At 60.7% G+C, this 25,993-nt stretch carries 25 protein-coding genes and 4 pseudogenes; 16 read left to right on the top strand and 13 right to left on the bottom strand.

The genetic code is table 11. The features are described from left to right. Positions 1 to 8 precede the first annotated feature (8 nt). The 4 genes from codA to TX23_RS23965 form a co-directional block, all read right to left on the bottom strand. The gene (gene codA, locus TX23_RS23980) at positions 9 to 1,244 is read right to left on the bottom strand and encodes a cytosine deaminase (protein ID WP_057704338.1); all 1,236 of its coding nucleotides are present in this window, start codon (positions 1,242 to 1,244) and stop codon (positions 9 to 11) included. 50 nt (positions 1,245 to 1,294) lie between these two features. Further along, the gene (codB, locus tag TX23_RS23975; RefSeq protein ID WP_057704337.1) at positions 1,295 to 2,563 is read right to left on the bottom strand and encodes a cytosine permease; all 1,269 of its coding nucleotides are present in this window, start codon (positions 2,561 to 2,563) and stop codon (positions 1,295 to 1,297) included. Positions 2,564 to 2,772: 209 nt separating this feature from the next. After that, a complete protein-coding gene (gene queD, locus TX23_RS23970; protein WP_003190259.1) occupies positions 2,773 to 3,129 on the bottom strand; it encodes a 6-carboxytetrahydropterin synthase QueD in 357 nt (118 codons plus the stop codon). A gap of 110 nt (positions 3,130 to 3,239) precedes the next feature. Further along, positions 3,240 to 4,319: a patatin-like phospholipase domain-containing protein gene (locus tag TX23_RS23965; RefSeq protein WP_057704336.1), complete on the bottom strand. Its 1,080-nt coding sequence runs from the start codon at positions 4,317 to 4,319 to the stop codon at positions 3,240 to 3,242. A 159-nt stretch (positions 4,320 to 4,478) separates the two neighbouring features. On the opposite strand from TX23_RS23965, the gene TX23_RS23960 reads away from it, so the two are divergent. Genes TX23_RS23960 through TX23_RS23945 form a run of 4 tightly spaced genes read left to right on the top strand, consistent with a single transcriptional unit; the run spans position 4,479 to position 7,070 of the window. Further along, positions 4,479 to 4,781 (top strand): PepSY domain-containing protein, encoded by a 303-nt coding sequence (locus TX23_RS23960; RefSeq protein WP_057704335.1) that lies wholly within the window; start codon positions 4,479 to 4,481, stop codon positions 4,779 to 4,781. After that, a complete protein-coding gene (locus tag TX23_RS23955) occupies positions 4,781 to 5,092 on the top strand; it encodes a PepSY domain-containing protein (protein WP_057704334.1) in 312 nt (103 codons plus the stop codon). The genes TX23_RS23960 and TX23_RS23955 overlap by 1 nt, the downstream gene beginning before the upstream one ends. Continuing rightward, a complete protein-coding gene (locus TX23_RS23950) occupies positions 5,092 to 5,760 on the top strand; it encodes a response regulator transcription factor (protein ID WP_057704333.1) in 669 nt (222 codons plus the stop codon). The genes TX23_RS23955 and TX23_RS23950 overlap by 1 nt, the downstream gene beginning before the upstream one ends. Then, a complete protein-coding gene (locus TX23_RS23945; RefSeq protein ID WP_057704332.1) occupies positions 5,757 to 7,070 on the top strand; it encodes a sensor histidine kinase in 1,314 nt (437 codons plus the stop codon). Before TX23_RS23950 ends, TX23_RS23945 begins: the two co-directional genes overlap by 4 nt. A gap of 128 nt (positions 7,071 to 7,198) precedes the next feature. On the opposite strand, the pseudogene TX23_RS28885 reads toward TX23_RS23945, so the two are convergent. After that, positions 7,199 to 7,714: pseudogene (locus TX23_RS28885) on the bottom strand (methyl-accepting chemotaxis protein); the annotation flags it as partial. Positions 7,715 to 8,056: 342 nt separating this feature from the next. Beyond that, positions 8,057 to 9,127: pseudogene (locus TX23_RS28880) on the bottom strand (HAMP domain-containing protein); the annotation flags it as partial. Between the two features lie 447 nt (positions 9,128 to 9,574). On the opposite strand from TX23_RS28880, the gene TX23_RS23935 reads away from it, so the two are divergent. From TX23_RS23935 to TX23_RS28870, 4 genes and pseudogenes are all read left to right on the top strand, one after another. Further along, positions 9,575 to 10,894 (top strand): Na+/H+ antiporter family protein, encoded by a 1,320-nt coding sequence (locus tag TX23_RS23935; protein ID WP_167346953.1) that lies wholly within the window; start codon positions 9,575 to 9,577, stop codon positions 10,892 to 10,894. 22 nt (positions 10,895 to 10,916) lie between these two features. Then, positions 10,917 to 11,006 (top strand): annotated as a pseudogene (locus tag TX23_RS28555) (outer membrane lipoprotein carrier protein LolA); the annotation flags it as partial. Between the two features lie 54 nt (positions 11,007 to 11,060). After that, positions 11,061 to 11,882: pseudogene (locus TX23_RS28875) on the top strand (cache domain-containing protein); the annotation flags it as partial. A gap of 36 nt (positions 11,883 to 11,918) precedes the next feature. Continuing rightward, positions 11,919 to 12,740 carry a methyl-accepting chemotaxis protein gene (locus TX23_RS28870; protein WP_407071393.1) on the top strand — a complete coding sequence of 274 codons (822 nt, stop codon included), beginning with the start codon at positions 11,919 to 11,921 and terminating at the stop codon, positions 12,738 to 12,740. Here the strand turns inward: TX23_RS28870 and trhP are convergent. Beyond that, positions 12,730 to 14,061, bottom strand: a complete 1,332-nt coding sequence (gene trhP, locus TX23_RS23925; protein WP_057704328.1) for a prephenate-dependent tRNA uridine(34) hydroxylase TrhP — start codon at positions 14,059 to 14,061, stop codon at positions 12,730 to 12,732. The two genes, TX23_RS28870 and trhP, sit on opposite strands and share 11 nt — an antisense overlap. Before the next feature lie 171 nt (positions 14,062 to 14,232). On the opposite strand from trhP, the gene TX23_RS23920 reads away from it, so the two are divergent. Beyond that, positions 14,233 to 15,300 carry an AI-2E family transporter gene (locus tag TX23_RS23920; protein ID WP_057704327.1) on the top strand — a complete coding sequence of 356 codons (1,068 nt, stop codon included), beginning with the start codon at positions 14,233 to 14,235 and terminating at the stop codon, positions 15,298 to 15,300. Here the strand turns inward: TX23_RS23920 and TX23_RS23915 are convergent. The 3 genes from TX23_RS23915 to TX23_RS23905 all read right to left on the bottom strand — a co-directional run bounded on the left by TX23_RS23915 (position 15,297) and on the right by TX23_RS23905 (position 16,359). Continuing rightward, positions 15,297 to 15,479 (bottom strand): hypothetical protein, encoded by a 183-nt coding sequence (locus TX23_RS23915; RefSeq protein WP_057704326.1) that lies wholly within the window; start codon positions 15,477 to 15,479, stop codon positions 15,297 to 15,299. The genes TX23_RS23920 and TX23_RS23915 overlap by 4 nt on opposite strands. Before the next feature lie 91 nt (positions 15,480 to 15,570). Next, complete coding sequence (locus TX23_RS23910) at positions 15,571 to 15,765, bottom strand: hypothetical protein (protein WP_003190284.1); 195 nt, start codon at positions 15,763 to 15,765, stop codon at positions 15,571 to 15,573. A 219-nt stretch (positions 15,766 to 15,984) separates the two neighbouring features. Further along, the gene (locus tag TX23_RS23905; RefSeq protein WP_078820851.1) at positions 15,985 to 16,359 is read right to left on the bottom strand and encodes a hypothetical protein; all 375 of its coding nucleotides are present in this window, start codon (positions 16,357 to 16,359) and stop codon (positions 15,985 to 15,987) included. Between the two features lie 156 nt (positions 16,360 to 16,515). On the opposite strand from TX23_RS23905, the gene TX23_RS23900 reads away from it, so the two are divergent. Then, the gene (locus TX23_RS23900) at positions 16,516 to 17,334 is read left to right on the top strand and encodes a shikimate 5-dehydrogenase (RefSeq protein ID WP_057704325.1); all 819 of its coding nucleotides are present in this window, start codon (positions 16,516 to 16,518) and stop codon (positions 17,332 to 17,334) included. 143 nt (positions 17,335 to 17,477) lie between these two features. On the opposite strand, the gene TX23_RS23895 is transcribed toward TX23_RS23900, so the two are convergent. Then, positions 17,478 to 18,128 carry a YceH family protein gene (locus tag TX23_RS23895; protein ID WP_057704324.1) on the bottom strand — a complete coding sequence of 217 codons (651 nt, stop codon included), beginning with the start codon at positions 18,126 to 18,128 and terminating at the stop codon, positions 17,478 to 17,480. A gap of 116 nt (positions 18,129 to 18,244) precedes the next feature. On the opposite strand from TX23_RS23895, the gene TX23_RS23890 reads away from it, so the two are divergent. After that, a complete protein-coding gene (locus tag TX23_RS23890; protein WP_044273114.1) occupies positions 18,245 to 18,754 on the top strand; it encodes a DUF1993 domain-containing protein in 510 nt (169 codons plus the stop codon). A gap of 68 nt (positions 18,755 to 18,822) precedes the next feature. Here the strand turns inward: TX23_RS23890 and sstT are convergent, their stop codons facing one another. Beyond that, positions 18,823 to 20,043, bottom strand: a complete 1,221-nt coding sequence (gene sstT / locus TX23_RS23885) for a serine/threonine transporter SstT (RefSeq protein WP_057704323.1) — start codon at positions 20,041 to 20,043, stop codon at positions 18,823 to 18,825. A gap of 242 nt (positions 20,044 to 20,285) precedes the next feature. Here sstT and TX23_RS23880 point away from each other — a divergent pair, with 242 nt between their 5' ends. Then, on the top strand, positions 20,286 to 21,440 hold the full coding sequence (locus tag TX23_RS23880; protein ID WP_057704322.1) for an MFS transporter: 1,155 nt from the start codon (positions 20,286 to 20,288) through the stop codon (positions 21,438 to 21,440). Between the two features lie 25 nt (positions 21,441 to 21,465). Here the strand turns inward: TX23_RS23880 and nhaR are convergent, their stop codons facing one another. Beyond that, positions 21,466 to 22,368 (bottom strand): transcriptional activator NhaR, encoded by a 903-nt coding sequence (gene nhaR / locus TX23_RS23875; protein ID WP_057704321.1) that lies wholly within the window; start codon positions 22,366 to 22,368, stop codon positions 21,466 to 21,468. Between the two features lie 134 nt (positions 22,369 to 22,502). On the opposite strand from nhaR, the gene TX23_RS23870 reads away from it, so the two are divergent. From TX23_RS23870 to mnmH, 4 genes are all read left to right on the top strand, one after another. Beyond that, positions 22,503 to 22,754 carry a hypothetical protein gene (locus TX23_RS23870; RefSeq protein WP_057704320.1) on the top strand — a complete coding sequence of 84 codons (252 nt, stop codon included), beginning with the start codon at positions 22,503 to 22,505 and terminating at the stop codon, positions 22,752 to 22,754. Between the two features lie 31 nt (positions 22,755 to 22,785). Then, positions 22,786 to 23,535, top strand: coding sequence for a TerC family protein (locus tag TX23_RS23865; protein ID WP_057704319.1), 750 nt, complete (start codon positions 22,786 to 22,788; stop codon positions 23,533 to 23,535). A 94-nt stretch (positions 23,536 to 23,629) separates the two neighbouring features. Next, on the top strand, positions 23,630 to 24,664 hold the full coding sequence (gene selD, locus TX23_RS23860) for a selenide, water dikinase SelD (RefSeq protein WP_057704318.1): 1,035 nt from the start codon (positions 23,630 to 23,632) through the stop codon (positions 24,662 to 24,664). Next, the gene (gene mnmH, locus TX23_RS23855; RefSeq protein WP_057704317.1) at positions 24,664 to 25,767 is read left to right on the top strand and encodes a tRNA 2-selenouridine(34) synthase MnmH; all 1,104 of its coding nucleotides are present in this window, start codon (positions 24,664 to 24,666) and stop codon (positions 25,765 to 25,767) included. The genes selD and mnmH overlap by 1 nt, the downstream gene beginning before the upstream one ends. The last annotated feature ends 226 nt before the right edge of the window (positions 25,768 to 25,993 follow it).

Genomic DNA, 25,993 nt, shown 5'->3' with positions numbered 1-25,993 from the left:
CCGCCAGGTCACATAAACTCCACCTGTGCCGGTTGCCGCTTCATCAGCACCTTGCCGTTGCGGATCGAGTACAGCGGCAGGCCCTGGCTACGAATGACTTCGTAGTCGCTGTCGGCCGACAGGATCAGCAGGTTGGCCGGGCGGCCCGCTTCCAGACCGTAGCGGTCACCCAGGGCCATGGCCTTGGCGCTGTTGTCGGTGACCAGGTCCAGCGCGCTTTGCAGGTTGCGGTAGCCGAGCATATGGCAGATGTGCAGGCCGGCTTCCAGCACGCGCAGGATGTTACCGTTACCCAGCGGGTACCAGGGATCGACGATGGAGTCCTGGCCGAAACACACGTTCATGCCAGCCTCAAGCAGCTCGTTGACACGGGTGACGCCGCGGCGTTTCGGGAAGCTGTCGAAGCGGCCTTGCAGGTGGATGCTTTCGGTGGGGCAAGACACAAAGCTGATGCCGGAATGCCCCAGCAGGCGAAACAGTTTGGCGCAGTACGCGTTGTCGTAAGAGCCCATGGCCGTGGTGTGGCTGGCGGTGACGCGGGTACCCATGTCGCGGCTGCGGGCTTCTTCGGCAAGCACTTCGAGAAAGCGTGAGTGTGGGTCATCGGTTTCGTCACAGTGCACGTCCACCAGGCAACCTGTGCGTTCGGCCAGGTCCATGAGGAACTTCACCGAACTGACCCCTTGATCGCGGGTGTATTCGAAGTGGGGGATGCCGCCGATCACATCGGCGCCCAAGCGAATGGCTTCCTCCATCAACTCGCGGCCATTGCGGAACGACTCAATGCCTTCCTGGGGAAAGGCGACAATTTGCAGATCGATCAGGTGTGCGCTTTCTTCTCGCACTTGCAGCATGGCCTTGAGCGCGGTGAGGTCCGGGTCGGTGACGTCGACATGGGTGCGCACATGCTGGATGCCATGGGCGGCGAGGGCTTGAATGGTTTTTTTGGCTCGGGCCTTGGTGTCTTCCTGGGTAATGGTGGCCTTGCGTTCACCCCAGCACTCGATCCCTTCGAACAGCGTACCGCTCATGTTCCAGCGCGGTTCGCCGGCAGTGAGCGTGGCATCGAGGTGGATGTGGGGCTCGACGAAGGGCGGTATCACCAGGTTACCGGCGGCATCCAAATCGCCGGCCCCGAGCGTGGGCACCCTTGTTTGCGCAGTAATACTGGCGATCCGGCCGTGTTCCAGGTGCAGATCATGCAAGCCTTCACGGTTGCGCAGGCGGGCATTGATGATGTGCATGGTCAAGTTCCTCTTGGCTAAAAACAATCAGGCAGGCAGCCGCCGGATCCTCAGGACGATACCGATGCCCCGGCGGTCATGCTGCGTAGTATGGCGCTGAGCAACACGTAGGTCAGCGATGCGGCAACAATTCCCACCAGCGGCGCGACCCATGGCGAATTGAACGCCAGCACGGTACCCACCCCATACGCTACCAGACCCGGCCAGTTGAATGCCGGCAGGCGAACATCCGCCAGGCGCGGGTACTGGCCGCGATAACGATAGAAGAAGTCCGCCATGATCACCCCGCCAATCGGCGGGATCACGGTGCCCAGCAGGATCAGGTACGGTACCAGCAGGTCGTACATACCAAGCAAGGCGAGCAGGGTGCCGATCACGGCACCGGCCAGAGTCACCGTCTTGCGGCGTTGGGTGCGCAGCAGGTTGCAACCGGCGACGGCGAAGTTGTAGATGGTATTGTCCTGAGTGCTCCAGATATTGAGCAGCAACATCGCCATCGCGGCCATGGCGAAACCTTGCAGCAGCAAAACCTCCACCACATCCGGTTGTTGATAGACGATGGCGCCGTAGGCGCCGATCAGCACCATCAGGCCATTGCCGATAAAAAAGCCGATCAGGCTGGCCAGCACTGCGACCCTGGCCGAGCGCGAAAAGCGCGTCCAGTTGGTGGCCTGGGTCGCACCGCTGACGAAGGTGCCAAACACCAGGGTGATCGCCGTGGACAGGTCCAACTCGGCGGTCGGCACCACCGCCAGCAGCCCCGGCAGTCCACCGACCTTCACCGTGGCAACCCACATCGACAGAATCAGCAATAAGCCCATGGCCGGCACTGCGATCCAGGACAGGATTTCCAGCCCGCGATACCCCACGTAGGCGGTAGCGCAGAACAATAAGCCAAACACCATCATCAACCCCAGCACACTGCCTGGGCTCAGTTGGAAATACTTGCCCAATACTACGGCTGCCGTGGCCGTGCCCCAGGCATACCAACCGATCTGGGTAAAACCGAGGATCAAGTCACTGAGCTTGCTGCCCACTTCGCCAAAGCAGAAACGCCCCATCAACACCGAATTCAAGCCGCTCTTGAACGCGATGTAACCCAGGCCTGCGGCATAGATACCCAACAAGAGGTTACCCAGGGCCACGACCCCGAGCATGTCGATGAAACTGAACGCCACCCCCAGCTTGCCACCGGCAAACATGGTTGCAGTAAAAAAGGTAAACCCCAGCAGCACCATGGCCGTAGAGGCCAAGCCTTTGCGTGCATGCAGGGGAACTTCGCTAAGGGGGTAATCGTTGCCAGGTGGTTGCTGCGTCATGGGTGCTGCTCCCTGAGTAGTGACGCAGCTCGTTTGCATCGTGCGTGCCAACGCAGAGGTAGAGACATCAGCCAACGGGAGCAGGCCCTATGGAGTTGCCCCAGCCCAATCCAGTGCCAAAGCGGTGCAGCGCTGAGCCAAACTGGCTCAGGCGAATTCAGTTTGCAAAAAAAACCACCCGCGCAGGTGGTTTTTCGACAGGTTATCGCTTACTCGCCGCGATAAATGCAGCCACTCGTGCAGGTCTCATGAATGCGAATCGCACTGAGCTCGGGCAGCAGCGGTTTCAATTCATTCCAGATCCACTTGGCCAGCACTTCGCTGGTAGGGTTTTCCAAACCGGGGATGTCATTGAGGTAGTTGTGGTCGAGTCGCTCATACAGCGGCTTGAAAATCGCCTTGATCTCCGAGAAATCGCGAATCCAGCCGGTATGGGGATCCAGATCGCCGCTCAGGTGAATAGCCACCTTGAACGAATGCCCATGCAGGCGCCCGCATTTATGGCCTTCCGGTACGTGGGGCAGGCGGTGGGCGGATTCGAAGGTAAATTCTTTGAAGATTTCCACAGTGTTTTCAGCTCGGTCAGGTGTCTGGCAGGCGGCGAGTTTAACAGTTTGATCAACCTCTGCGCATACCGCCCCTCATGTCGCAGGAGCGAGCAAGCTCGCGCCTACCCTCAGAGGGCTGACAGTCGGTCGCCCAGCTTGCCGTTATCCGCCAATGCCAAAAACTCATCCCCCAGCCGCTGGCTTTCGCTCATCGCGGTTTGCCAATACTTATTGCGGCTTGGGTCGTCGCCCATAAAGCGCTTGAAGTCACTGCGGTCTGGCAGTTTGCCGTGGGGCAGGCGGGCCAGGTAGTCCCTGGATGGCGCCAGCAACAGCACATCCTGCAAGCCTTGCGGGTTGCTGCGTCGCCACGGCAGGCCCTTGTCAAACCAGCCGGGGATGACACGGTCGGTGAAGTGCGGGTACAGCACGATGTCATCGCCGTGATAGGGCAGGTCGAGGTGGTAGTCCAGCAGGCCACCGTCGCGGTAGGTGCCCGCCCCGGCGCCGGGCAGGTCGCGCACGCCTTGCATGACCATGGGGATTGAGCCGGACGCCAGTAGCGCCTGGCGCAGGTTGCCCAGTTCCAGGTTAATGAAGCGCGAGGCAAAGTCTTTGAGCGGATGTACCGGTGGCGCCTGGCGCGGGTCGTGGATGATCAGCCGCTCGAAATGCCGCGACAGCCGGGCGCGGCCCCGCAGGTTATCGGCAATCACCGACGACAAGCCCAGCCCCAGCCGCCCACGGTGGTCATCGGCAAGCAGCCCGTGGCTCTTGACCACCATGATGTTGAGCCGGTAGTCGGGGTTGCTCAGCACTTGCGCATCACGACCGGCCAGCAGGTCATCGAGCATCCGTTGGCAGCTCTGACTGACTTCGGCCATGGTCACGCCCTTGGCAAAGCGCTGCTCGTTGTACAAACGGCCCAGGTCCAGTATGCCCTGCACCGGGTCGGGCAGGCAGGCGCTGGCAAAGCGCCACGAACCAATGGACGCGCCGATCAGGGCGCGCTCCCTTGGTGAGCGCGGCAACCAGTCACCGAACAGCGCCAAGTCCAGCCCCTGAATGCCCAGGGCCTTGGGGCCACCGGCCGCACCGGGGAGGATGCCCACGTCGGCAGGCGCAAGGCCCTGTTCGCGAATACGGCTGAACGCGCGTTTGCCTGCCTTGAGGGTCAAGGCAGGGAACTTGATATGGATGGCTGTCATACCGGTCTCTGTTGAGGCGAGCGGGGGATTATAGAAAATCTCGCTGGCAGTGGGAAAAACGGTCCGCTCGTAAATTGCCATGGTGGCAATTCAGTTTCAGTTAAGTTGCGACAGGTACCGTGACCGGCGTAGGAAAACATCATGTAACGGAGACTTATCATGAAGCGCCTCACTGTTTTGGGCGCCGCCGCTATCATCATCGTAACGGCGACCCCGGCCGCCGCCGCGGACCCCGACAAGCCACTGATCGTGCCCGCCACTGTTACTATTGTCGCTTTCGATCAATTGGAAGCCACGGCCCTGGCCCTTCACCCCGGTTCGACGCTCCTGGACACCGACCTGGATGAGGAATACGGCAAATACGTCTACGAAGTCGAGCTGCAAGACGCCGACGGCATTGAATGGGATGTTGAATTGAACGCGCTCACCGGGCAGGTTCTCAAGAATCATCAGGATACGTAATGAAGGTAAATTTACGCGTCGGCAGTCGAGTGGCGCTGGTGCTCATGATTTTTTGCTCCAGCCTGGCGGCCCGCGACCTCAACCAGGATGAAGCCCTGGCCCTGCGCCAGCAGGGCGTGATTCTGCCGCTGGAGCAGTTGTTGCAGCAGGCCATGACGCGTCATCCCGGCTCACGGCTGCTGGAGGCCGAGCTGGAAAAGAAACACGGGCAATACGCCTATGAAGTGGAATTGGTGACCACCGAAGGCGTGGTACGCGAGATCAAGCTGGACGCGACCAATGGTGTGCTGATCAAAGATGAGGAAGACTGATGCGCCTGCTTCTGGTGGAAGACAACGTACCGCTGGCCGACGAACTGCTGGCCGGCCTGCAGCGCCAGGGCTATGCGGTCGACTGGCTGGCCGATGGCCGCGACGCCGCGTATCAAGGGCGCAGCGAACCCTATGACCTGATCATCCTCGACCTTGGCCTGCCTGGCTTGCCCGGGCTTGAGGTGCTGGCGCAATGGCGCGCCGCCGCGCTGGCCATTCCGGTGCTGATCCTCACCGCCCGCGATTCCTGGGCCGAGCGCATCGAAGGGCTCAAGGCCGGGGCCGATGACTACCTGAGCAAACCCTTTCACCCCGAAGAACTCTACCTGCGCATCCAGGCGCTGTTGCGCCGCTCTCACGGCCAAGCCAATCAGCCAACGCTGCAAGCCGCCGGCCTGCATTTGGATGAAGGGCGCCAGTGTGTACTGCGCGAGGGGGCCGAGATCCAACTGACGGCTGCTGAGTTTCGCTTGTTGCGTTATTTCATGCTGCACCCCGAACAGATTCTGTCCAAAAGCCATCTGGCCGAGCATTTATATGACGGCGAGACCGAGCGGGACTCCAATGTGCTGGAGGTCCACGTCAACCATCTGCGCCGCAAACTGGGGCGCAGCGTGATCGAAACCCGGCGCGGCCAGGGCTACCGGTTTGGCGCCACTCCGGCATGAAGTCGATCCAGCGGCACCTGAGCCTGGGGTTGATCAGCGTGATGGTGGTGGTCGGTGTGGTGCTGGCGCAAACCAGCCTCTGGCTGTTCGAAGCAGGCTTGCAGCGCTATCTGGAGGCGGGTTTGCGCAACGACAGCGAGAACCTGCTGGTGGCGCTGGTGCGCGGGCCCAATGGCGTCCAGTTGGATGAACAGCGCTTGTCGCCGGCTTATCAGCGGCCGTTCTCCGGGCATTATTTTCGTATCGACTTTGCCGATGTCCATTGGCGCTCCCGTTCACTGTGGGATCAGGAGCTGCCCAGACTCCCCGAGGCGGGGCTCAAGGGCAACCTGCAATTGGGGCCGGAAGGTCAGCAGTTGCTGGTGTTGCGCTCGGACTACAAGCGCTTCGGCACGATGATTTCCATCAGCGTGGCGCAGGACTACACGCCCGTGCGGGAAAGCTTTCGTCTGATGCGTCAGGTTGGCCTGGTGGTGGGGGTGGCGGCGCTGTTGCTGGTGCTGGTGCTGCAACGGGTCACCGTGCGTCGCGCCCTGCGCCCGCTGGAGACGGCGCGCAACCAGATCGCCCAGCTGCAGCAAGGCCAGCGCTCCCAACTCGACACCCAGGTGCCGCAGGAACTGGAACCGCTGGTGGCGCAAATCAACCATTTGCTGGCCCACACTGAAGACAGCCTCAAGCGCTCACGCAATGCCCTCGGCAACCTGGGCCATGCGCTGAAAACCCCGATGGCGGTGCTGTTGAGCGCAGCCTCCAGTGATGCGCTCAAGGATCATCCGCAGTTGAGCCAGTTACTGCGCGAGCAACTGGAACAGGTGCAGCAGCGTCTAAATCGCGAACTCAACCGTGCGCGCCTGGCGGGCGATGCGCTGCCGGGTGCGCTGTTTGACTGTGAAAAAGAACTGCCCGGTTTGTTGGCCACCCTGCGCATGATCCATGGCGAACACCTGGACCTTAGCTATCACGTCGTGCCGGGCCTGCATTTGCCCTGGGACCGTGAAGACCTGTTGGAACTGCTCGGCAATCTGTTGGACAACGCCTGTAAATGGGCGGATGCCGAGGTCCGCTTGAGCGTCAGCGACACGCCCAGCGGCTACCTGCTGGCGGTGGAAGACGACGGTCCCGGCATTCCCCAGTCCCAGCGCGACCAGGTGTTCAGCCGCGGCACACGCCTGGATGAGCAGAGGGTCGGCCATGGCCTGGGATTGGGAATCGTGCGGGACATCGTTGAGGTGTGGGGCGGGGTGTTGCAGTTGCAGGAAAGTGAGCTGGGTGGGCTCAAGGTATTGATCGAGCTACCACGCCGCTAGCACTGACCCACCCCAGTTCAAAATGTGGGAGCTGGCTTGCCTGCGATAGCATCGACTCGGCTTGCCTGAAATACCGAGGTGTTTGCATCGCGGGCAAGCCCGGCTCCCACAGAAAAGCCTTGCTACATTCAGACCCGAAACTGATCCATCAACCCCTGCTGCTGGTTGGCCAGGCTGTTCAACGCCTGGCTGACCCGCGCCGATTCATTGGCCTGTTCCGACAGCGACTCGGTCACATCGCGAATGGTCGCCACGTTGTTGTTGATCTCTTCGGCCACCGCGCTTTGCTCTTCGGCGGCGCTGGCGATTTGCAGGTTCATGTCGCTGATGACCGTGACCGCGTCGCCAATCTGGCGCAAGGCCGTGACGGCCTGGCCGACTTGTTCGACGCTGCCCTGGGCTTGGCGATAGCTGTTGCCCATGGAGCCGACCACGTCGGTGGTGCCGTTTTGCAACTGTTCGATCACCAGGCGGGTTTCTTCCACCGATTCCTGGGTGCGCCGTGCCAGGTTGCGCACTTCGTCGGCGACCACGGCAAAACCGCGCCCGGCCTCACCGGCACGGGCGGCTTCGATGGCGGCGTTAAGCGCCAGCAGGTTGGTCTGCTCGGCGATGCCACGAATCACTTCGAGCACCGTGCCGATTTTCTCGCTGTTGGCGGCCAAGCCTTCCACCTGGGTCATGGCGGTGCTCATATCGGCGGCCAGGTCGCCAATGTTGGCGGTGGTGCGGTCAATGACGGTCAAGCCTTCGCGCGTTGCCTGATCGGCATCCTTCGCCGCCTGGGCTGCCTGAGCGGCACTGCGGGCGACGTCCTGGGCGGTGGCGCTCATTTCATGGGACGCGGTGGCCACCTGATCCACCTGGCGATACTGCTGTTCCATGCCGGCGCTGGTTTGCGTGGCAATCTCGGCGGACTGGTCGGCGGTGCCACGGGCGTCCTGCACCGAGCGTTTAACCTCGGCAATGATCGGTTGCAGCTTGTCGAGGAAACGGTTGAACCAGCCAGCCAATTGGCCCAGTTCGTCCTGTTTGCTGTAAGCCAGGCGCCGGGTCAGGTCGCCTTCGCCGCTGGCGATGTCTTCGAGCATATGCGCCACGCCAAGAATCGGCCGAGTCACGCTGCGCGCCATCAGCCACACCAGCACCAGGCCCACCACCGCGGCCAGCAGGCCCAGGCCCAGTTCCAGCAGGGTGCCCTTGGCATTGTCAGCATCCAACTGGGTTTTCAGCGCCTCGGCGGGGGCTACCAGAACTTTTCCAGGTACATCCAGCAACACCCCCCAGGCCTTGCCCCCGGGGATCGGCGCAAACGGCGCGAGCACCTTGAGTTGATGGTCGGTGCGCAGGCTGTGGGTCTGGGTGCTGTTGGCCAAGGCACTGACCAACTGCGCGCCGTTGGCCGTGTCGACCTGCTCCAGACGCTGGCTGAGTTTGCTCGCGTCCGGGCTGTAGCCGGCCAGCAAACCGGTGGGGCTGAGGATGCTGACCTGAGTCTGGCCGTCGTACAGCTTTTGGCTGGCCTGTTGGCTCACGGCCTGCAAACTGTTGAGGTTGATGTCCACCGACAGTGACGCAATGACTTTGCCATTGACCATCAGCGGGAACACGATGCTGGTCATCAGCACGTTCTGCCCGTCGATCACATAGAAGTAGGGCTCGATCACACACGGCTTGAGGGTCGTGCGCGGGCAGGTGAACCAGGCGTTGGCTTTTTCGCCGCTGGGGCCGATGGAGGTGTCGGCCATGTCGCTTTCAGGCAGGGCCATTGACGTGATTTTGCCGGGTGTCGGCTGCGACCAGTAAAGGGCGAACCTGCCCTTGTCATTGCTGCCCAGCTCCGCCTGGTTGGCGAACAGCTCGTCCTTGCCATCCAGCGCATTGGCTTCAAATACCAGGGACAAACCCAGCAGGTCGGGGTTGGCCTGTAGCGCGGCTTTTACTTGGCGAGTCAGGTCTTCACGGGTATCAAAGGCATCGAGAAAGCGTTTTTCCGCCTGCTCGCGCAAAAACAGCACTTGGCGGGAAAACCCATGGCCGTATTGGTAGGCATCCATGAACTGCTGGCGAATGCCCAGCGCCTGCACTTCACCCTGGGCCTCGATGCGCGCCTGGGCGGCTTCGTCGAGCATCTGCATACTGGACGCCTTGACCTGCTCCGAGCTCTGCGCCATGCGATACAGCGACAGACCCACCAGCAGGGTCACGATCCCCAGCAGGCACAAACCCGCCAGCAGGGTGATTTTCCATTGAATGGAGAGCTGCCTGAGCGACATCGGGACATCCTTACCTGAAAACACATTGAGTCAGGCTATCGGCAGCGCGCAGGGTTTCTTTATGTTGTGGTGCGGGTGCTTGCCACAGCTTTTTTGACATGAGCGCCTGCCTGCTGCAAAGTGCGCGCCCTCTAATAAGACCTCTTTCACGCCTGCACGCCGGCAGCTGTTCCCATGGGCCGTGCGCGGGCCTGCCTGTCTTTTATGTTTCTGCTTGAGGTAACCATGATTAACGCAGTCATCGCCGCGGTCGGCACCATGCTGGTGCTCAGCTTGTCCCGCGTGCATGTAGTCATCGCCATTATCGTCGGCGCCCTGGTGGGCGGTTTGACCGGTGGCCTGGGCATCGAGGCCACGCTCAAGGCCTTCAACGGCGGGCTGGGCGGCGGCGCGACCGTGGCCTTGTCCTACGCATTGCTCGGGGCTTTCGCCGTGGCGATTGCCAAGTCCGGGCTGGCCCATGCGCTGGCAGACAAAGCCTTGCTGCTGGTGGATCGCCAGGACGCCAGCGGTGGCAACCACGTCAAATGGCTGCTGATCGGCTTGTTGTGGGTGGTGGCGATTGCTTCGCAGAACATCCTGCCGATCCATATTGCGTTCATTCCGTTGCTGGTACCGCCGCTGTTGTACGTGCTGACCAAGCTGCAACTGGACCGCCGCCTGATCGCCTGCGTGATGACCTTCGGCTTGATCACGCCGTACATGTTCCTGCCGGTGGGTTTCGGCAATATCTTCCTCAACCAGATCCTGCTGGCCAACGTGGCCAAGAGCGGCGTGGATATCAGCCAGGTCAACGTCACGCACGCCATGGGCCTGCCGGCACTGGGCATGGTGGTCGGCCTGCTGGTGGCGGTGTTTGTCAGCTACCGCAAAAAACGCGTGTACGACCTGGAAAAAATCGAGCGCGTCGAGCAAGTGGCGGTGCAGTACAACCCGCTGACCCTGCTGGTGGCCGGGCTGGCGATTGCTGCCGCGTTCATCATTCAGCTGTGGCTGGACTCGATGATCATCGGCGCCCTGGCCGGCTTTTTGATCTTCTCGGTGTCGGGCATCGTGCGCTGGCGCGACACCGATGACCTGTTCACCGAAGGCATGAAGATGATGGCGATGATCGGCTTCATCATGATCGCCTCGTCGGGCTTTGCCGAAGTGCTCAAGGCCACCGGTGACGTGAATTCGCTGGTGCAAACCTCGGCGGCGTTCATCGGCCATAGCCGGGGCGTCGGCGCGTTGTTGATGCTGCTGGTGGGGTTGTTGGTAACCATGGGCATCGGCTCGTCGTTTTCCACGGTGCCGATCCTCGCGGCGATTTTCGTGCCGCTGTGTGTGCAACTGGGCTTCAGCCCGTTGGCCATTGTGTGCATCGTCGGTACCGCCGGTGCCTTGGGCGATGCCGGCTCGCCCGCGTCGGATTCTACCCTCGGCCCCACCTCCGGCCTGAATATCGACGGCCAGCACCACCATATCTGGGACACCGTGGTGCCGACCTTCCTGCACTACAACCTGCCGCTGCTGGCGTTCGGCTGGCTGGCCGCGATGACGCTCTGACGAGGTTCCTGTAGGAGCGAGCTTGCTCGCGAAAAGCGTCAACGATAACGCGGGCAACCTGGCACCCCTCAGTGCTCTCAGGTTCTTCGCGAGCAAGCTCGCTCCTACAGTAATCGCTCACATGGCCGTTAACCTCTCAAGTCGCCACTAACAAGAGAGAAAAGCCATGCGTCTGAGTTTGAAGGCCAAAGTCCTGGCCCTTGCCGTCGTGCCGGTGTTGTTGTTTGCCGTGGTCATCAGCTTGACCACCGTGTGGATTCTGCAGGGCCAGGCCCGCAACGAAGTGGATGAAACCCGCCAGCGCCTGCTCAACGATGCCAAGGCGACCTTGCAAGGCTATGTCGAAGTGGCCATGACCACCATCAAGCCGCTCTACGACGCAGCCGCGCCCGGGGATAACGCGGCGCGAGCGCAGGTGGTCAAGTTGCTCTCCAACACTAGCTACGGCAAAGACGGCTATTTCTTCGGCTACGACTCCGAGACGATCCGCCTGTTCAAGGGCAACAGCCCGGATGGCGTGGGCAAAAGCTTCAAGGACAACCGTGACCCCAACGGTGTCTACGTCAATCGCGACCTGGTCAAGGTCGGCAAGGACGGCACCCACTACCTGCAATACAGTTCAACCCAACCCGGCCAGACCGAACTGGTGCCCAAGCTCGGCTACACCGAATACCTGCCCAAGTGGGACATGGTGATCGGCACCTCGGTGAACCTGGACGGTATCGAGGCCCAGGTGGCGGTAGTCCAGGATAAGGTCGAACAACGTATGCAAGGCGTGCTGTTGAGCATCCTGGGCGTGGCGGTGGTGGTGTTGCTGGTGATTGCGGCGGTGGGCATGTTAGTCGCCAACACCATCCTGCGCCCGCTGAACCTGATGAAAGCCAACCTGGACGACATCGCCGCCGGTGAAGGCGACCTGACTCGCCGCCTGGCCATTACCAGCCAGGATGAGCTGGGCGAACTGGCCGGCGCGTTCAATCGCTTTGTCGATAAAATCCACGGCCTGGTGCGCCAGATCACCGACATGACTGCCCAACTCACCGGGCTGGTGAGCCAAGTGTCCGACCAGGCCCAGCGCTCCGAGCAGGCCATGGAACGCCAGCGCCACGAAACCGATCAGGTGGCCACCGCGATCAATCAGATGTCGTCCGCAGCCCATGAAGTGGCGCGCAGTGCCCAGGGCGCCGCTGTCGCCGCGCAACAGACCGATGCCGAAGGCCAGGCCGCTAAACGCGTGGTAGACGGCAGCATCGCGCAGATTCACGCGCTGGTAAGTGATATTCGCAGCAGCGGTGTGTCCCTGGACAGCCTGCAGCAGGATGTGTCGTCGATTGTCAGTGTGCTCGGTGTGATCCGCTCGATTGCCGAACAAACCAACCTGCTGGCGCTCAATGCGGCCATCGAGGCTGCGCGGGCCGGGGAGGCTGGCCGTGGCTTTGCCGTGGTCGCCGATGAAGTGCGCGCCCTGGCCAGCCGCACGCAAACCAGCACCCAGGAAATCCAGGGCATGATCGACCGCCTGCAAAAAGGCACTGAAGCCGCCGTAGACGCGATGCGTCGCTCCAGCGATGCGGGCGAAGGTACCTCGGCTCAGGCCAACGAAGCCGGCGCGTCCCTCGATACCATGGCCCAGTTGATCGGTACCATCAACTCAATGAACGCACAGATTGCCAGCGCTGCCGAAGAGCAGACCGCTGTGGCCGAAGAGATCAACCGCAGCGTGCATCAGATTGCCGTGGCGGTGGACAGCGTTGCGGATGAAACCCAGCTCGGCGCCCAGACCTCCCGCAGCCTCGCGGACCTGGGCCAGCGTTTGGGGCAGTTGGTCGGCCAGTTCAGGATTTGACCCCGACCACAACGTCGCGCATCAGCAGGCCAAAACCCAGGTCCATCTCGGCCGGCAAGGGCACATACACCGTGTGCCCATCCCCCGGCGCCACCTCCATGGCTTGCCCCTTGGCGTTGTGCAAGGTGGCCAAGTCAAAGTGAAAATTGCCGGCGGGCGTCATCAACTCCAGGTGATCGTCCACGGCAAAGCGATTCTTCACCTTGACCTCGGCCAATTCCCCGCGACGTTCGCCGGTCAATTCCCCCACAAACTGCTGGCGCTCGGACACCGAACTGCCGTTCTGGTAGTTCTGGTATTCGTCGTGCACATGCCGGCGCAAGAAACCTTCGGTGTAACCGCGCTGGGCCAGAGATTCCAGGTTGGTCATCAAGCCGCGATCAAACGCGCGCCCGGCCACTGCGTCATCGATCGCCTGGCGATACACCTGGGTGGTGCGTGCGCAATAGAAATGGGATTTGGTGCGGCCCTCGATCTTCAATGAGTGCACGCCCATCTGCGCCAGGCGCTCCACATGCTGCACGGCGCGCAAGTCCTTGGCGTTCATGATGTAGGTGCCATGCTCATCTTCAAAGGCGGGCATTTGCTCATCGGGGCGGTTGGCTTCCTGTAACAGGAATACTTGATCGGTGGGTGTACCGAGCCCCAGCGTCGGCTGATGGTGCTGGACGATGTCGCCGGTCGCGTTCTCCACTGCCGGCGTGGCCTGGTATTTCCAACGGCAGGCGTTGGTGCAGGTGCCCTGGTTGGCGTCGCGCTTATTCATGTAGCCCGACAGCAGGCAGCGCCCGGAATAGGCCATGCACAAGGCGCCATGTACAAACACCTCCAGCTCCATGGTCGGTACGTGCTGGCGGATCTCGCCGATTTCTTCCAGGGACAGCTCTCGCGACAGGATCACCCGGCCAATGCCTTGTTGTTGCCAGAACTCCACGCTGGCCCAGTTCACCGTATTGGCCTGTACCGACAGATGAATCGGCATCTGCGCGAAATGCTGGCGCACCAGCATGATCAGCCCGGGATCGGACATGATCAGCGCATCCGGGCCCATGGCGATCACCGGGGCCAGGTCCTTGAGGAACGTCTTGAGCTTGGCGTTGTGCGGCGCGATGTTCACCACCACGTAAAAACGCTTGCCCTGGGCATGGGCTTCCTGGATACCGAGGGCTAGGTTGGCGTGGTCGAATTCGTTGTTGCGCACGCGCAGGCTGTAGCGCGGCTGGCCGGCGTATACCGCGTCGGCGCCGTAGGCAAAGGCATAGCGCATGTTTTTCAAGGTGCCGGCGGGGGCGAGCAGTTCGGGGACGATTATCGGGGGCATGGGCGTGGGTCGCAAAAAGGCGCGAGGGTAGTGCAGGGGCGCCCATCGTTCATTGACCCAGGTCTAAACAAGCCGATCTATGCTTGTTCGATAAACAAGGGCACTCCCAGGTTTCGCCGCGGACTAAGCAACAGGGCCGACACCGGCCCGGCTTTCTCATATGGACCGGACATGAATCAAACCAACCTGCAATTTAAAACCCTGCTGCTGTTGCTGGCGCTGGTGACCATCGCCTTTATCTGGATATTGCTGCCGTTCTACGGCGCGGTGTTCTGGGCGGTGATCCTGGGCATCATCTTTGCACCGATGCAACGCCGCCTGCAGCAGCGTTTTGCCTGGAACCGCAACCTGACCTCCCTGACTACCTTGATGGTGTGTCTGGTGATCGCGATTCTGCCTGTGATCATCACCAGTGCATTGTTGGTGCAAGAAGGCGCCACGCTGTATAAAAACGTCGAAAGCGGCAAGCTGGACGTGGCCGGTTATATCGAACAGTTCAAGAACTTCCTGCCGCCGTATTTCCAGCAACTGCTCGACCGCTTCGGCATGGGCAACCTGGAGGGGCTGAGTGAAAAGGTAGCCAAGGGCGCGATGCAGGGCAGTCAGTTTTTTGCCTCCCAGGCATTCAGTTTTGGCCAGGGCACCTTTGATTTCCTGGTGAGCTTTTTCATCATGCTGTACCTGCTGTTTTTCCTGCTCCGTGATGGCCCCGAGCTGGTACGCAAGGTGCGCACGGCGGTGCCGCTGGCCGAGCCGCAAAAGCGCCGCCTGCAACTCAAGTTCAACCGGGTGGTGCGGGCAACGGTCAAGGGCAATGTATTGGTGGCGGTCACTCAGGGGGCGCTGGGTGGCCTGATCTTTTGGTTCCTGGACATACCCAGTGCGTTGCTCTGGGCAGTATTGATGGCGTTTCTGTCCCTGCTGCCAGCGGTGGGCGCAGGGATTGTCTGGGCGCCTGTGGCTATATATTTCCTGCTGAGCGGTGCCATCTGGCAGGGCGTGGTGCTGGGGCTTTTTGGCGTATTCGTGATCGGCCTGGTAGACAACGTGCTGCGCCCGGTGTTGGTGGGCAAGGACACCAAGATGCCGGACTACCTGATCCTGATCTCGACCCTGGGAGGCTTGTCGGTGTTTGGCCTCAACGGCTTCGTGATCGGGCCGCTGGTGGCGGCCTTGTTCATGTCGTGCTGGGCGTTGTTCGTTGAAACCAAACCGCGGGTCAAGTTGCCGTTGCCCTAGGCTTGAAGCATGAAGTCCGATACCCGCCGGCGCTGTGCCTCGGCGTCGGATAACGACGTGAGCGGGCCGCTGATAGGCTCGCCATCGCGTACCACGTACCAGCAGGCGAGCAAGCCGAGCTTGCGCAGAGGGGTGGGAACGGCGCTACCGATGACAGACATGATTTGAACAGTGGGCATAAGTACCTCCAATCGCTATGGAGGTCACCTTAAGGTGTGTCGCTATCCGGGAAAAATCACCTGGCTCGATAGTCGACATCAACGCCAGGCGTTAATCCACCACCTGGTCGAGCATGTTCACCACTTCGTGTTCACTGAGCAGCCCCTTGCGCACCAGGTTTTCCGCCAGCAGCGCCAGGAATTTTGCGCTGCGATGGCCTTCAAGGTGCTTGAGCTCGGTCAAGGCGCTGTAGACCTTGCTGGACGTGCAGAGGCCGGCGGTGCGGTGCGGATTCTGGGTGGGCATGTTCGTTCGTCCTTAATTGTTATTGGTGGACCGGGTCGATAGTGAGACTGTTTTATGACGCAACCATGACAGCGCACGCCTGGGCCGATCAAGAGGATATGCGACTCTTGTACTGTGGGATTGTCGTCATAGCGACATTGGCAGGATAAAACCGGACGTTCCAGGCAAAAAAAGGCCCCGCATGTGGGCGAGGCCTGTTCAAGTCAACTCCATTGATACTTACCAACCGTGGCGGTAGTAGCCGTGGGGAGGGCCGTAGTAGCCGCGAGGCGGGCCATAATAGCCACGGGGAGGCCCGTAGTAGACCGGCGCCGGGCGGTAGTAAACCTGCTGCTGCACATACACCGGTGGCGGCGGCGCGTAATAGACCGGCGGTGGGGCGGCATACACTGGCTGCGGTTGGACATACACCGGCTGTTGCACATAGACCTCACGAGGCTGACTGGCAACCACGGAGCCAACGACAGCCGCACCGACAAGCGCGCCCAACACTGCCGGGCCACCCCAACCACCACCGTGGGCGGAGGCTTGGCCGGCCATCGCAAGTGCGCCGATAAGCAAGGCGATTCTGGGGATTTTACGCATCATGGTCATTCCTCGGTTAGCCCCTGCGCTTGTGGTCTGCAATCAATAGACTCAAGGATTGTCGCGGGGATACTTTTAAGACAACGTATTTCAAAAAAACAGCACGGCCAGTAGGTAAAGGTTGTGTAAGGTCTGTACCGATTTGCTTACTTCAAGGAGTTACCCATGCAGATGCATCCCAACAAGGACACCCAGCTGTGCATGTCACTGTCGGCGCGCCCTGGGAACTTTGGCCTGCGTTTTCATAACCATCTGTACGAACAACTGGGGCTGAATTTCTACTATAAAGCCTTCAGCAGCCAGGATTTACCCGGCGCGATCGGCGGCATTCGAGCCTTGGGCGTGCGGGGCTGCGGGGTTTCCATGCCGTTCAAGGAGGCCGCCATCGCCCTGGTGGATGAACTCGACGATTCGGTTCAAGCCATTGATTCGCTGAACACCATCGTCAACACCAATGGCCATCTCAAGGCTTACAACACCGACTACATCGCTATCGAGCAACTGCTGAAAAAGCACGCCGTGCCCAAAGACTCCACCTTTGCCCTGCGCGGCAGCGGCGGCATGGCCAAGGCAGTGGCCAGCGCCTTGCGTGATGGCGGTTATGCCAGCGGTGTGATCGTCGCGCGCAATGAGGTGGCGGGCCGGGCATTGGCCAGCAATCTGGGGTATGAGTGGCAGGCGGACCTGGGCGACCTGCGCCCAAAAATGCTGATCAACGTGACGCCCATCGGTATGACCGGCGGGGCCGAGGCGGAGGCATTGGCGTTCGATGCCGATGCGATTGATCAGGCAGAGACGGTCTTTGATGTGGTGGCGATCCCGGCGGAAACGCCCCTGATCGTGCATGGGCGCGCCAAGGGCAAGCGGGTGATTACTGGGTTGGAAGTCATCGCGATCCAGGCGTTGGAGCAGTTTGTGCTTTATACAAGCGTGCGCCCAACACAGGAGCAGTTCCAGGCGGCAGTGGCCTTCGCCCGAAGCTAGCTGGCTGCACATGCCCCATGTGGAAAGGGACAAGGCCCTTTTGTAGGAGCGAGCTTGCTCGCGAAAAACCCATAGACGCCGCGTTCATTCAGCAAGCACGCGTTATCGTTGACGTTTTTCGCGAGCAAGCTCGCTCCTACAGATCAGGCCTGTTCCAGTTGCGCCAACCGTTCTTCCAGTGCGGCAATTCGCGCTTCCAGCTCTTCAATCCGCTCCACCGAAACAGCCCCCGCGCTACGCTCTACCGGATTCCCCCGCGCGGTCATAATCGCTTCAATATCCGCCGGGTCTCCCAGCGCATGGGTGTACCGGTCTTCACGCTGCCCCGCCTGGCGCGGCACCAATAGCGCCAGTCCTCGGGCAATCAGGCGTTCCAACTGGTGAACGACCTGCTCGGCATCTTCGAAATCATGCATACGCCCGCTGCGGGTCAGCAACTCGTTGACTGTCTGCGGCCCGCGCAGAAACAGCAAACCAGTCAAGATCACCTGGGCCGGCACCAGTTCCAGCGCCTTTTCCACGCGGTGTTCCCAGCGATCGGCACGGCTGCCCATGACCAGGCGGGTGAAACCCTGGCCCTCCAGCGCACGCAGGCTTTGGCCGACCTGGCCCTGGCTGAGGTTCATCACCGGCTCACGGCTGGTTTTCTGATTGCAGGCCAGCACCAAAGCGTTGAGCGTCAGGGGATAGGTTTCCGGGTTGGTCGCCTGTTTTTCGATCAAGCAGCCGAGGATGCGGATTTGCGTGCTGTTCAGGCGCGGCTCAGGGGTGTCGGTATCATGTTCGGCGGTCATCGCGCGTTCCCTATGCAGTGAAGGTCACCAGCGTAATCCTCAAAAAATAAAAGACAAGCGCCGGGCATGGCTATAATCGCCGCTGGTTCCAACCCTGCCATTATCGTGAGACTGACATGACTATTTCCCTGTACGCCGCTTCTATCCCAGTCTTCAAGCAAATGCTCAACGCGTTGAGCGATGTGCTGAACAAAGCCGAAGCCCACGCTAGCGCCAAGAACATCGAGCCCAATGCCCTGCTGCAAGCGCGCCTGTTCCCGGACATGTTCCCACTGGTGCGCCAGGTACAGATCGCCGTCGACTTTGCCAAGGGCGTGTCGGCACGCCTGGCCGAGATCGAAGTGCCGAAGTACGAAGACAGCGAAGTCACCTTCGCCGACCTGCAAGCGCTGATCGCCAAAGTCCTGGCGTTTGTCGACACCATCAAGCCCGAGCAGATCGACGGCAAGGAAGGCATCGAGATCGTCACCCGCCCAGGCACTCCTAAAGAGAAGCGCTTCAGCGGCCAGTCCTACCTGCTGACCTACGGCCTGCCGCAGTTCTTCTTCCACGTCACCACCACTTACGCCTTGCTGCGTCATAACGGTGTGGAAGTGGGCAAGCGTGATTACATGGGCGCGTTCTAAACCGGCAAGCATAAAAAAGCCCGGTGTCGTTCGTGAATGAACGGCACCGGGCTTTTTTTGCGAGGCGTTTAAGCTGGCTGTTCTTCCTTGCCCAAACAAGCCGCCGCCGTAAACAACACATCGGTAGACGAATTCAGCGCCGTTTCCGCCGAATCCTGCAGCACGCCGATGATGAAACCAACAGCCACGACCTGCATGGCGATTTCACTTGGGATGCCAAACAGGCTGCACGCCAGCGGGATCAACAGCAGCGAGCCGCCTGCTACACCCGAAGCCCCACAGGCGCAAATGGCCGCGACTACACTGAGCAGCACGGCGGTCGGCAGGTCCACGACGATCCCGAGGGTATGCACGGCGGCCAGGGTCAGCACGGTGATAGTGATTGCGGCACCGGCCATATTGATGGTGGCACCGAGCGGGATCGACACCGAGTAGGTATCTTCATGCAGGCCCAGGCGTTTGCTCAACGCCAGGTTGACCGGAATGTTCGCCGCCGAGCTGCGAGTGAAGAAGGCGGTGATGCCGCTTTCACGCAGGCACATCAGCACCAGCGGGTAAGGGTTGCGACGCAGTTTCCAGAACACAATGGCGGGGTTGATCACCAGCGCCACGAACACCATGCAGCCGATCAGCACCACCAGCAGGTGCGCATAGCCGAGCAGGGCGCCGAAGCCGGAGGTGGCCAGGGTCGAGGCCACCAGGCCGAAGATGCCCAGCGGTGCGAAACGGATGACCACGCGTACGATCAGGGTGACGCCGTTGGACAGGTCGTCCAGGACCGTGCGGGTGGTTTCACCGGCATGGCGAATGGCAACGCCCATGCCGATGGCCCAGGCCAGGATACCGATGAAGTTGGCATTCATCAGCGCGCTGACCGGGTTATCCACCACGCTGAGCAACAGGCTTTGCAGCACCTCGCCGATACCGCCGGGGGCGCTTACCGTGGCGTCATGGGTGGCCAGTACCAGGGCAGACGGGAACAACATGCTGGCGACCACTGCAACCACGGCGGCGGAAAAGGTGCCGAGCAGGTAAAGAAACAGGATCGGGCGGATATGGGTTTCCTGGCCATGCTTATGGTTGGCAATCGAGGCCATGACCAGCACAAACACCAGGATCGGCGCGACGGCCTTCAGCGCGGTCACAAACACCTTGCCGATAAAACCAGCGGCGCGCGCGGCCTCGGGGAACAGCAAGGCCAACACGATCCCGGCGATCAGGCCGATGACAATTTGGGTGACCAGGCTGACGCGCATTAAACGTTGCAACAGGGAAGGGGCAGCAGTCATAAAGAGTTGTCTCTAGTTTTTTTAATAGGGCACAGCATTGCAGGCAGAAAGTACTGTAGGAAGCAGGCGCGAAGTCTAGCATGCTGTAGGACGCGTCTCGTTCGCTGCGGCATTCCGTCACCCGCTTACGTAGGATTTGGTCAAGTCCGGACATGTTCTGTTAAGATTCACCCCCTCTCATCTTTCCTCTCAATCAGCGAGCCCTTCGGGCTGTCGTTGATGTCGCTGTTTCTGGAGTTTGCATGTTGTTCCCTATCTTGCTGCTGTCGGCTGCCGGTTTTACCGTGCTGACCACAGAATTCGTGATCGTCGGCTTGTTGCCCTCGATCGCCCGGGACTTGAATGTCAGTGTGTCCCAGGCCGGGCTGCTGGTGACGCTGTTCGCGTTTACCGTGGCAGCGTTCGGGCCCTTCCTGACCGCGTATTGCGCACGGTTCCAGCGCAAGCGTCTGTTTATCAGCATTCTGATCATGTTCGCGGCGGCTAATACCGTGGCGGCATTGGCGCCCAATATTTGGGTCATGTCCCTGGCTCGCTTGATACCTGCCTTGGGGCTGCCGGTGTTTTGGGCCTTGGCCAGCGAAACGGCGGTGGACATTGTCGGCCCTGAATTCGCCGGGCGAGCCATTGAAAAAATCGGCTTCGGCATCGTCTGCGCTACCGTGTTCGGGATTCCGGTGGGCACGCTGATTTCCGATATGTTCGGCTGGCGTACCGCGTTTGCAGTGCTCGCAGTGATTGCCCTGGCCAAGGCGTTGTTGCTGTTCATCTACCTGCCGGTGACCCAGGCAAAGAACGCCCAGACCACACTGCGCTCGCAATTCAAGATCCTGCGCAGCCCGGTGATGCAGGGCCATATCCTGTTGTCGATCCTGGTCTTCAGCGGCATGTTCACCGCCTATACCTACCTGGCGGACATCCTTGAGCGCCTGGCCGGGTTCGACGGCACGCTGGTGGGTTGGTGCCTGATGGGCTTTGGCGCGGTCGGGCTGATCGGCAATTCCCTCGGCGGGCGCGCGGTGGATCGTCACCCCTTGATTGCGTCTATGGTGTTTTGCGGCTTCATGATCGCGGGCATGGTGGCACTGGTGCCGGCGATTCATTCGACCATCGGCCTGGCGGCGGCGATGGCGGTATGGGGCGTGACCCAGGCGGCGATGTTCCTGGTCAGCCATGTGCGATTGATGAAGGCGGCGCCCCACGCACCGGCGTTTGCCGCCTCGCTGAATATTGCCGGGGCCAATCTCGGCATCGGCCTGGGTGCGATGGTCGGTGGGCATGTGATTGACACCCTGGGCCTGGGCAGCCTGGGGTTTGCCGCTTCGGGGTTTATCCTGGTGTCGATTCTGCTCGCACTGTGGCTGATGACCGCCAAACCTTCTGCGGCCAACGCCTGATTAAAAGGGCGTACTGCCACATTTTTCAGGGCAGGGCGGTAAACAACTCCCGCCTTGCCCCTTCGGTAATCGCCACGATCCCAGGATGCTTGACCTTGCGCTCCACCGAAATCGCGTAGAACGACTCGGTCACCGCGTCGGTCTGGCCGATCAGCGCCACGCCGTACTGGCGCACCACCTCGTCGGCAATCACGCTGGGGGCGATGAAGATGCCGCTGCCGGATTGCCCAAACGCTTGCATCAACGCACTGTCGTCGAACTCACCGATGATCCGCGGTTGAATCTGCTGCTCGGCAAACCAGCGCTGCAAGCGGCTGCGTACCACGGTTTCTGCGCCAGGAATCAACAACGGCGCACCGTGCAAACACTGTGGGAAATCGCCGCCATGCTGGTCAGCCAACGCCTGGGTGGCGAAAAAGCTGATACCACATTCCCCCAGTTTTTGGCTGTAGCCCTTGATGTCCAGATGCGTGGGCATGGGGCTGTCGGAAATCACCAGGTCCAGGCGCTGGATCGCCAGGTCGGCGAGCAAACGTTCGAGTTTGTCTTCACGGCAGGTGATGCGCAGCGGTTCGCTCAGCTCCATGGTCGGCGCGATCAGCCGGTAGACGATGGATTTGGGCACCACATCTGCCACGCCGACCCTGAACGGGATCTGTTGCTCATCGGGCTGGGCGCGCAACATTGCCTCCAGCTCATTACCCGTCTGGAACATCTGCTCGGCGTAGGGCAGCGCCTGACGCCCGGCTTCGGTCAGTTCCAGCTGACGTCCCACCCGCTGAAACAGGGCAATGCCGAAGGTTTGTTCCAACAGGCTGATCTGCCCGCTGATGGTCTGGGGCGTGAGATTCAGTTGTTCGCAGGCGCGCACGATGCTGCCGGTCTTGGCCACCACCCAGAAGTAATGCAGTTGTCGATAATTGAGCATCGTGGTCTACACTTCGTAAAAAACGAAGTATACGCGAGAAAAATACGAATTTTCCTGAACTGTTCGCCTGCATAGAATGCCTCGCTATCGCGGGGCCACTATTTGGACCCAATGGTTCTAATGAGGAATACAGCATGAAACTCAATTCTCTGGGCGTGGCGTCGCTGCTTGCGCTTTCATTGGTGATGATCAGCGGTTGTGACCAGGTCGAGAAAAGCGCGCAGCAAGTGCTGGGCAAAGCCAGTGAAACGGCCAAACAAGCGATTGATGACACCCAGAAGGCCGCCGAACAGGCATTGAGCGAAGCGACCCAAGGCTTGATCAATCCGCAGAACAAGGATGATCAGGAAGAAAAAGACGCTGAATCGAACACCCAAGAAACCTAATTTCCCAGCACTACCACGTCAGGACTGACCTATGGATTACCTTTTACAACTGGCCGCCAGCCCCACCGCCTGGGTCGCACTGGCTACCTTGATCGTCATGGAAATCGTGCTGGGCATTGATAACCTGATCTTTATCTCGATCCTCACCAACAAATTACCCGAGCAGCACCGGGCCAAGGCGCGGCGCATCGGTATCAGCATGGCGCTGATATTGCGTCTGGGCCTGTTGAGCACCATCGCTTTTATCGTGCAGTTGACGGCGCCGGTGTTCGAAGTGCTCGGCCAGGCGTTCTCGTGGAAGGACATGATTCTGATCGCCGGTGGCCTGTTCCTGGTGTGGAAGGCAACTACCGAAATCCATCACAGCATGGATCCGGAGCCTGAAGAGAAAGCAACAGTGGGCAACACTGTGGCCATCGGCTTCGCGGCGGCCATCGGGCAGATCCTGTTGCTTGACCTGGTGTTCTCCATCGACAGCATCATCACTGCTGTGGGCATGACCGAGCATTTGCCGATCATGATCATTGCTGTCGTGACCTCGGTGATCGTGATGCTGGTGGCGGCCGAACCGTTGGCCAAGTTCATCAACGACAACCCGACCGTGGTGATGCTGGCCCTGGGCTTTTTGATCATGATCGGCATGACGCTGATCGCCGAAGGCTTCGGCGCCCATGTGCCAAAAGGCTACGTGTATGCGGCCATGGCGTTCTCGGCGGCTATCGAGTGCCTGAACATTGCGCGGCGTAATCGCCACAAGCGTTTGCTCGCTGCCCGCCAGTAACCGCTGACCCAAACAGGCCGGCTGCGCTCACAAGAGCCCAGCCGGCCTTTTGCTGTCTGCTAGAATCGGCCCACTTGATAGCTTGAGGTCACCCATGAACGAGCCGATTCGCCTTACCCAGTACAGCCACGGCGCGGGTTGCGGCTGCAAGATTTCGCCCCAGGTGTTGGAGGTTATCCTTGCCGGCAGTGGCGCACAGAACCTGGACCCTAACCTGTGGGTGGGCAACGCTTCACGCGATGATGCGGCGGTGTACGCCATCGACGACGAGCGCGGCGTGGTCTCCACCACTGACTTTTTCATGCCGATAGTCGACGATCCTTTCGACTTCGGCCGCATCGCCGCCACCAATGCCATCAGCGACATCTACGCCATGGGCGGCGACCCCTTGATGGCCATCGCCATTCTCGGCTGGCCAGTCAATGTGCTGGCGCCGGAGATTGCCCGTGAAGTGATCCGCGGGGGCCGTTCGGTGTGTGACGCCGCCGGCATCCCGCTGGCAGGTGGGCATTCGATCGACGCGCCGGAGCCGATCTTCGGCCTGGCCGTTACCGGGATCGTGCAAAAGCGCCACATGAAGCGCAACGACACCGCCACCGCCGGGTGCAAGCTGTACCTGACCAAGCCTTTGGGTATCGGCATCCTCACCACCGCCGAAAAGAAGGGCAAATTGCGCGAGGCCGATATTGGCCTGGCCCGTGACTGGATGTGTACTCTCAACAAGCCCGGCAGCCGCTTCGGCAAGTTGGCCGGTGTGACCGCGATGACAGACGTCACCGGTTTCGGCCTGCTCGGCCATCTGGTGGAAATGGCCGACGGCAGTGGCCTGACGGCCCGCATCGAATATGCAAAAGTCCCACGCCTGCCAGGGGTTGAGTATTACCTGGACCAGGGTTGCGTACCGGGCGGTACCTTGCGTAACTTCGAGAGCTACGCCAGCAAGCTGGGGCGCGTGCAGGAGCTGCACAAGCGCGTGCTGTGCGATCCACAAACCAGCGGTGGCCTGCTGATCGCCGTTACCCCCGAAGGCGATGCCGAGTTTCATGCGGTAGCCGCTGAGCTGGGCCTGAGCCTTGAACCTATCGGCGAACTGCTTGAGCGACAGAGCAACGCGGTAGAGGTGATTTGATGGCAACTGACATCACCGATTACCGCGACATCTTCCTCAACGACCGGCCGATGATGGATACCCGCGCGCCGGTGGAATTCACCAAGGGCGCGTTCCCCGGTGTGGTCAACCTGCCGCTGATGACCGACGACGAGCGTCAGCGGGTGGGCACCTGCTATAAGCAGCAAGGCCAGCAAGCCGCAATCGTCCTGGGCCATGAGCTGGTCTCTGGCGCGATCAAGGCCGAGCGCATCGAGCAGTGGGCGCAGTTTGCTCAGGCTAACCCCGATGGCTATCTGTATTGCTTTCGCGGTGGGCTGCGCTCGCAGATCGTGCAGCAATGGTTGAAAACCGAGGCGGGCATTGACTACCCGCGTGTCGGCGGTGGCTACAAGGCCATGCGTACGTTCCTGTTGGAGACCCTGGAACAGACGACCGCCGAGTGCGATTTCGTACTGCTTGGCGGTATGACCGGCACGGGCAAGACCGAAGTATTGGGCCAATTGCACAATGCCCTGGACCTGGAAGGTCATGCCAACCATCGCGGTTCCAGTTTCGGCAAGCGCGCCACGGCGCAACCCTCCAATATCGACTTCGAAAATCGCCTGGCGGTGGACCTGTTGAAGAAGCGCGCGGCGGGCATTGGCCAGTTCGTGGTCGAGGACGAGAGCCGCATGATCGGCAGTTGTGCGCTGCCGCTGCCGTTGCACAAGAGCATGCAGAGCTTCCCTATGGTGTGGCTGGAAGACAGCGTCGAAGGCCGCGTCGAGCGCATCCTGAAAGATTACGTGGTGGACCTATGCGCTGAGTTCATTGGCGTGTTTGGGGAAACCGGCCAGCGATTATTTGCCGAACGCCTGACTCAGAGCCTGGCCAATATTCACAAGCGCCTGGGCGGTGAGCGTTTCCAACGGCTGCAGGCGGTGTTGCAGGAGGCCCTGGCCGAACAGGCACGCAGCGGCGCGGTGGACCTGCACCGGGTATGGATCGAAGGCTTGTTGCGCGAGTATTACGACCCGATGTATGCGTTCCAGCGCGAGAGCAAGGGCGCGCGTATCGAGTTTGCCGGGGAGCAGGGGGCGGTGGTGGAGTATTTGCGCGAGCGAGCAGCTCGGGTGGGGTGACCTTTCGGACGCCATCGCAGGCAAGCCAGCTCCCACCTTTGTATGTATTCACACTTCAAAAGGTAGGGGCTGGCTTGCCGTATCTACACAACTTCGGCGCGACGCTGGACCTGTGGCGAGGGAGCTTGCTCCCGTGACGGCCTGGCAGCCGACGCTGATCGAGCTGACGCACCGCGATCCAACTGTGGGAGCTGGCTTGCCTGCGAAGACGGCCTGACAGTCAACA

This window comes from Pseudomonas paralactis, assembly GCF_001439735.1.
In the GTDB taxonomy this organism is placed as follows: domain Bacteria; phylum Pseudomonadota; class Gammaproteobacteria; order Pseudomonadales; family Pseudomonadaceae; genus Aquipseudomonas; species Aquipseudomonas paralactis.
This window is presented reverse-complemented; position numbering and strand designations above follow the sequence as displayed.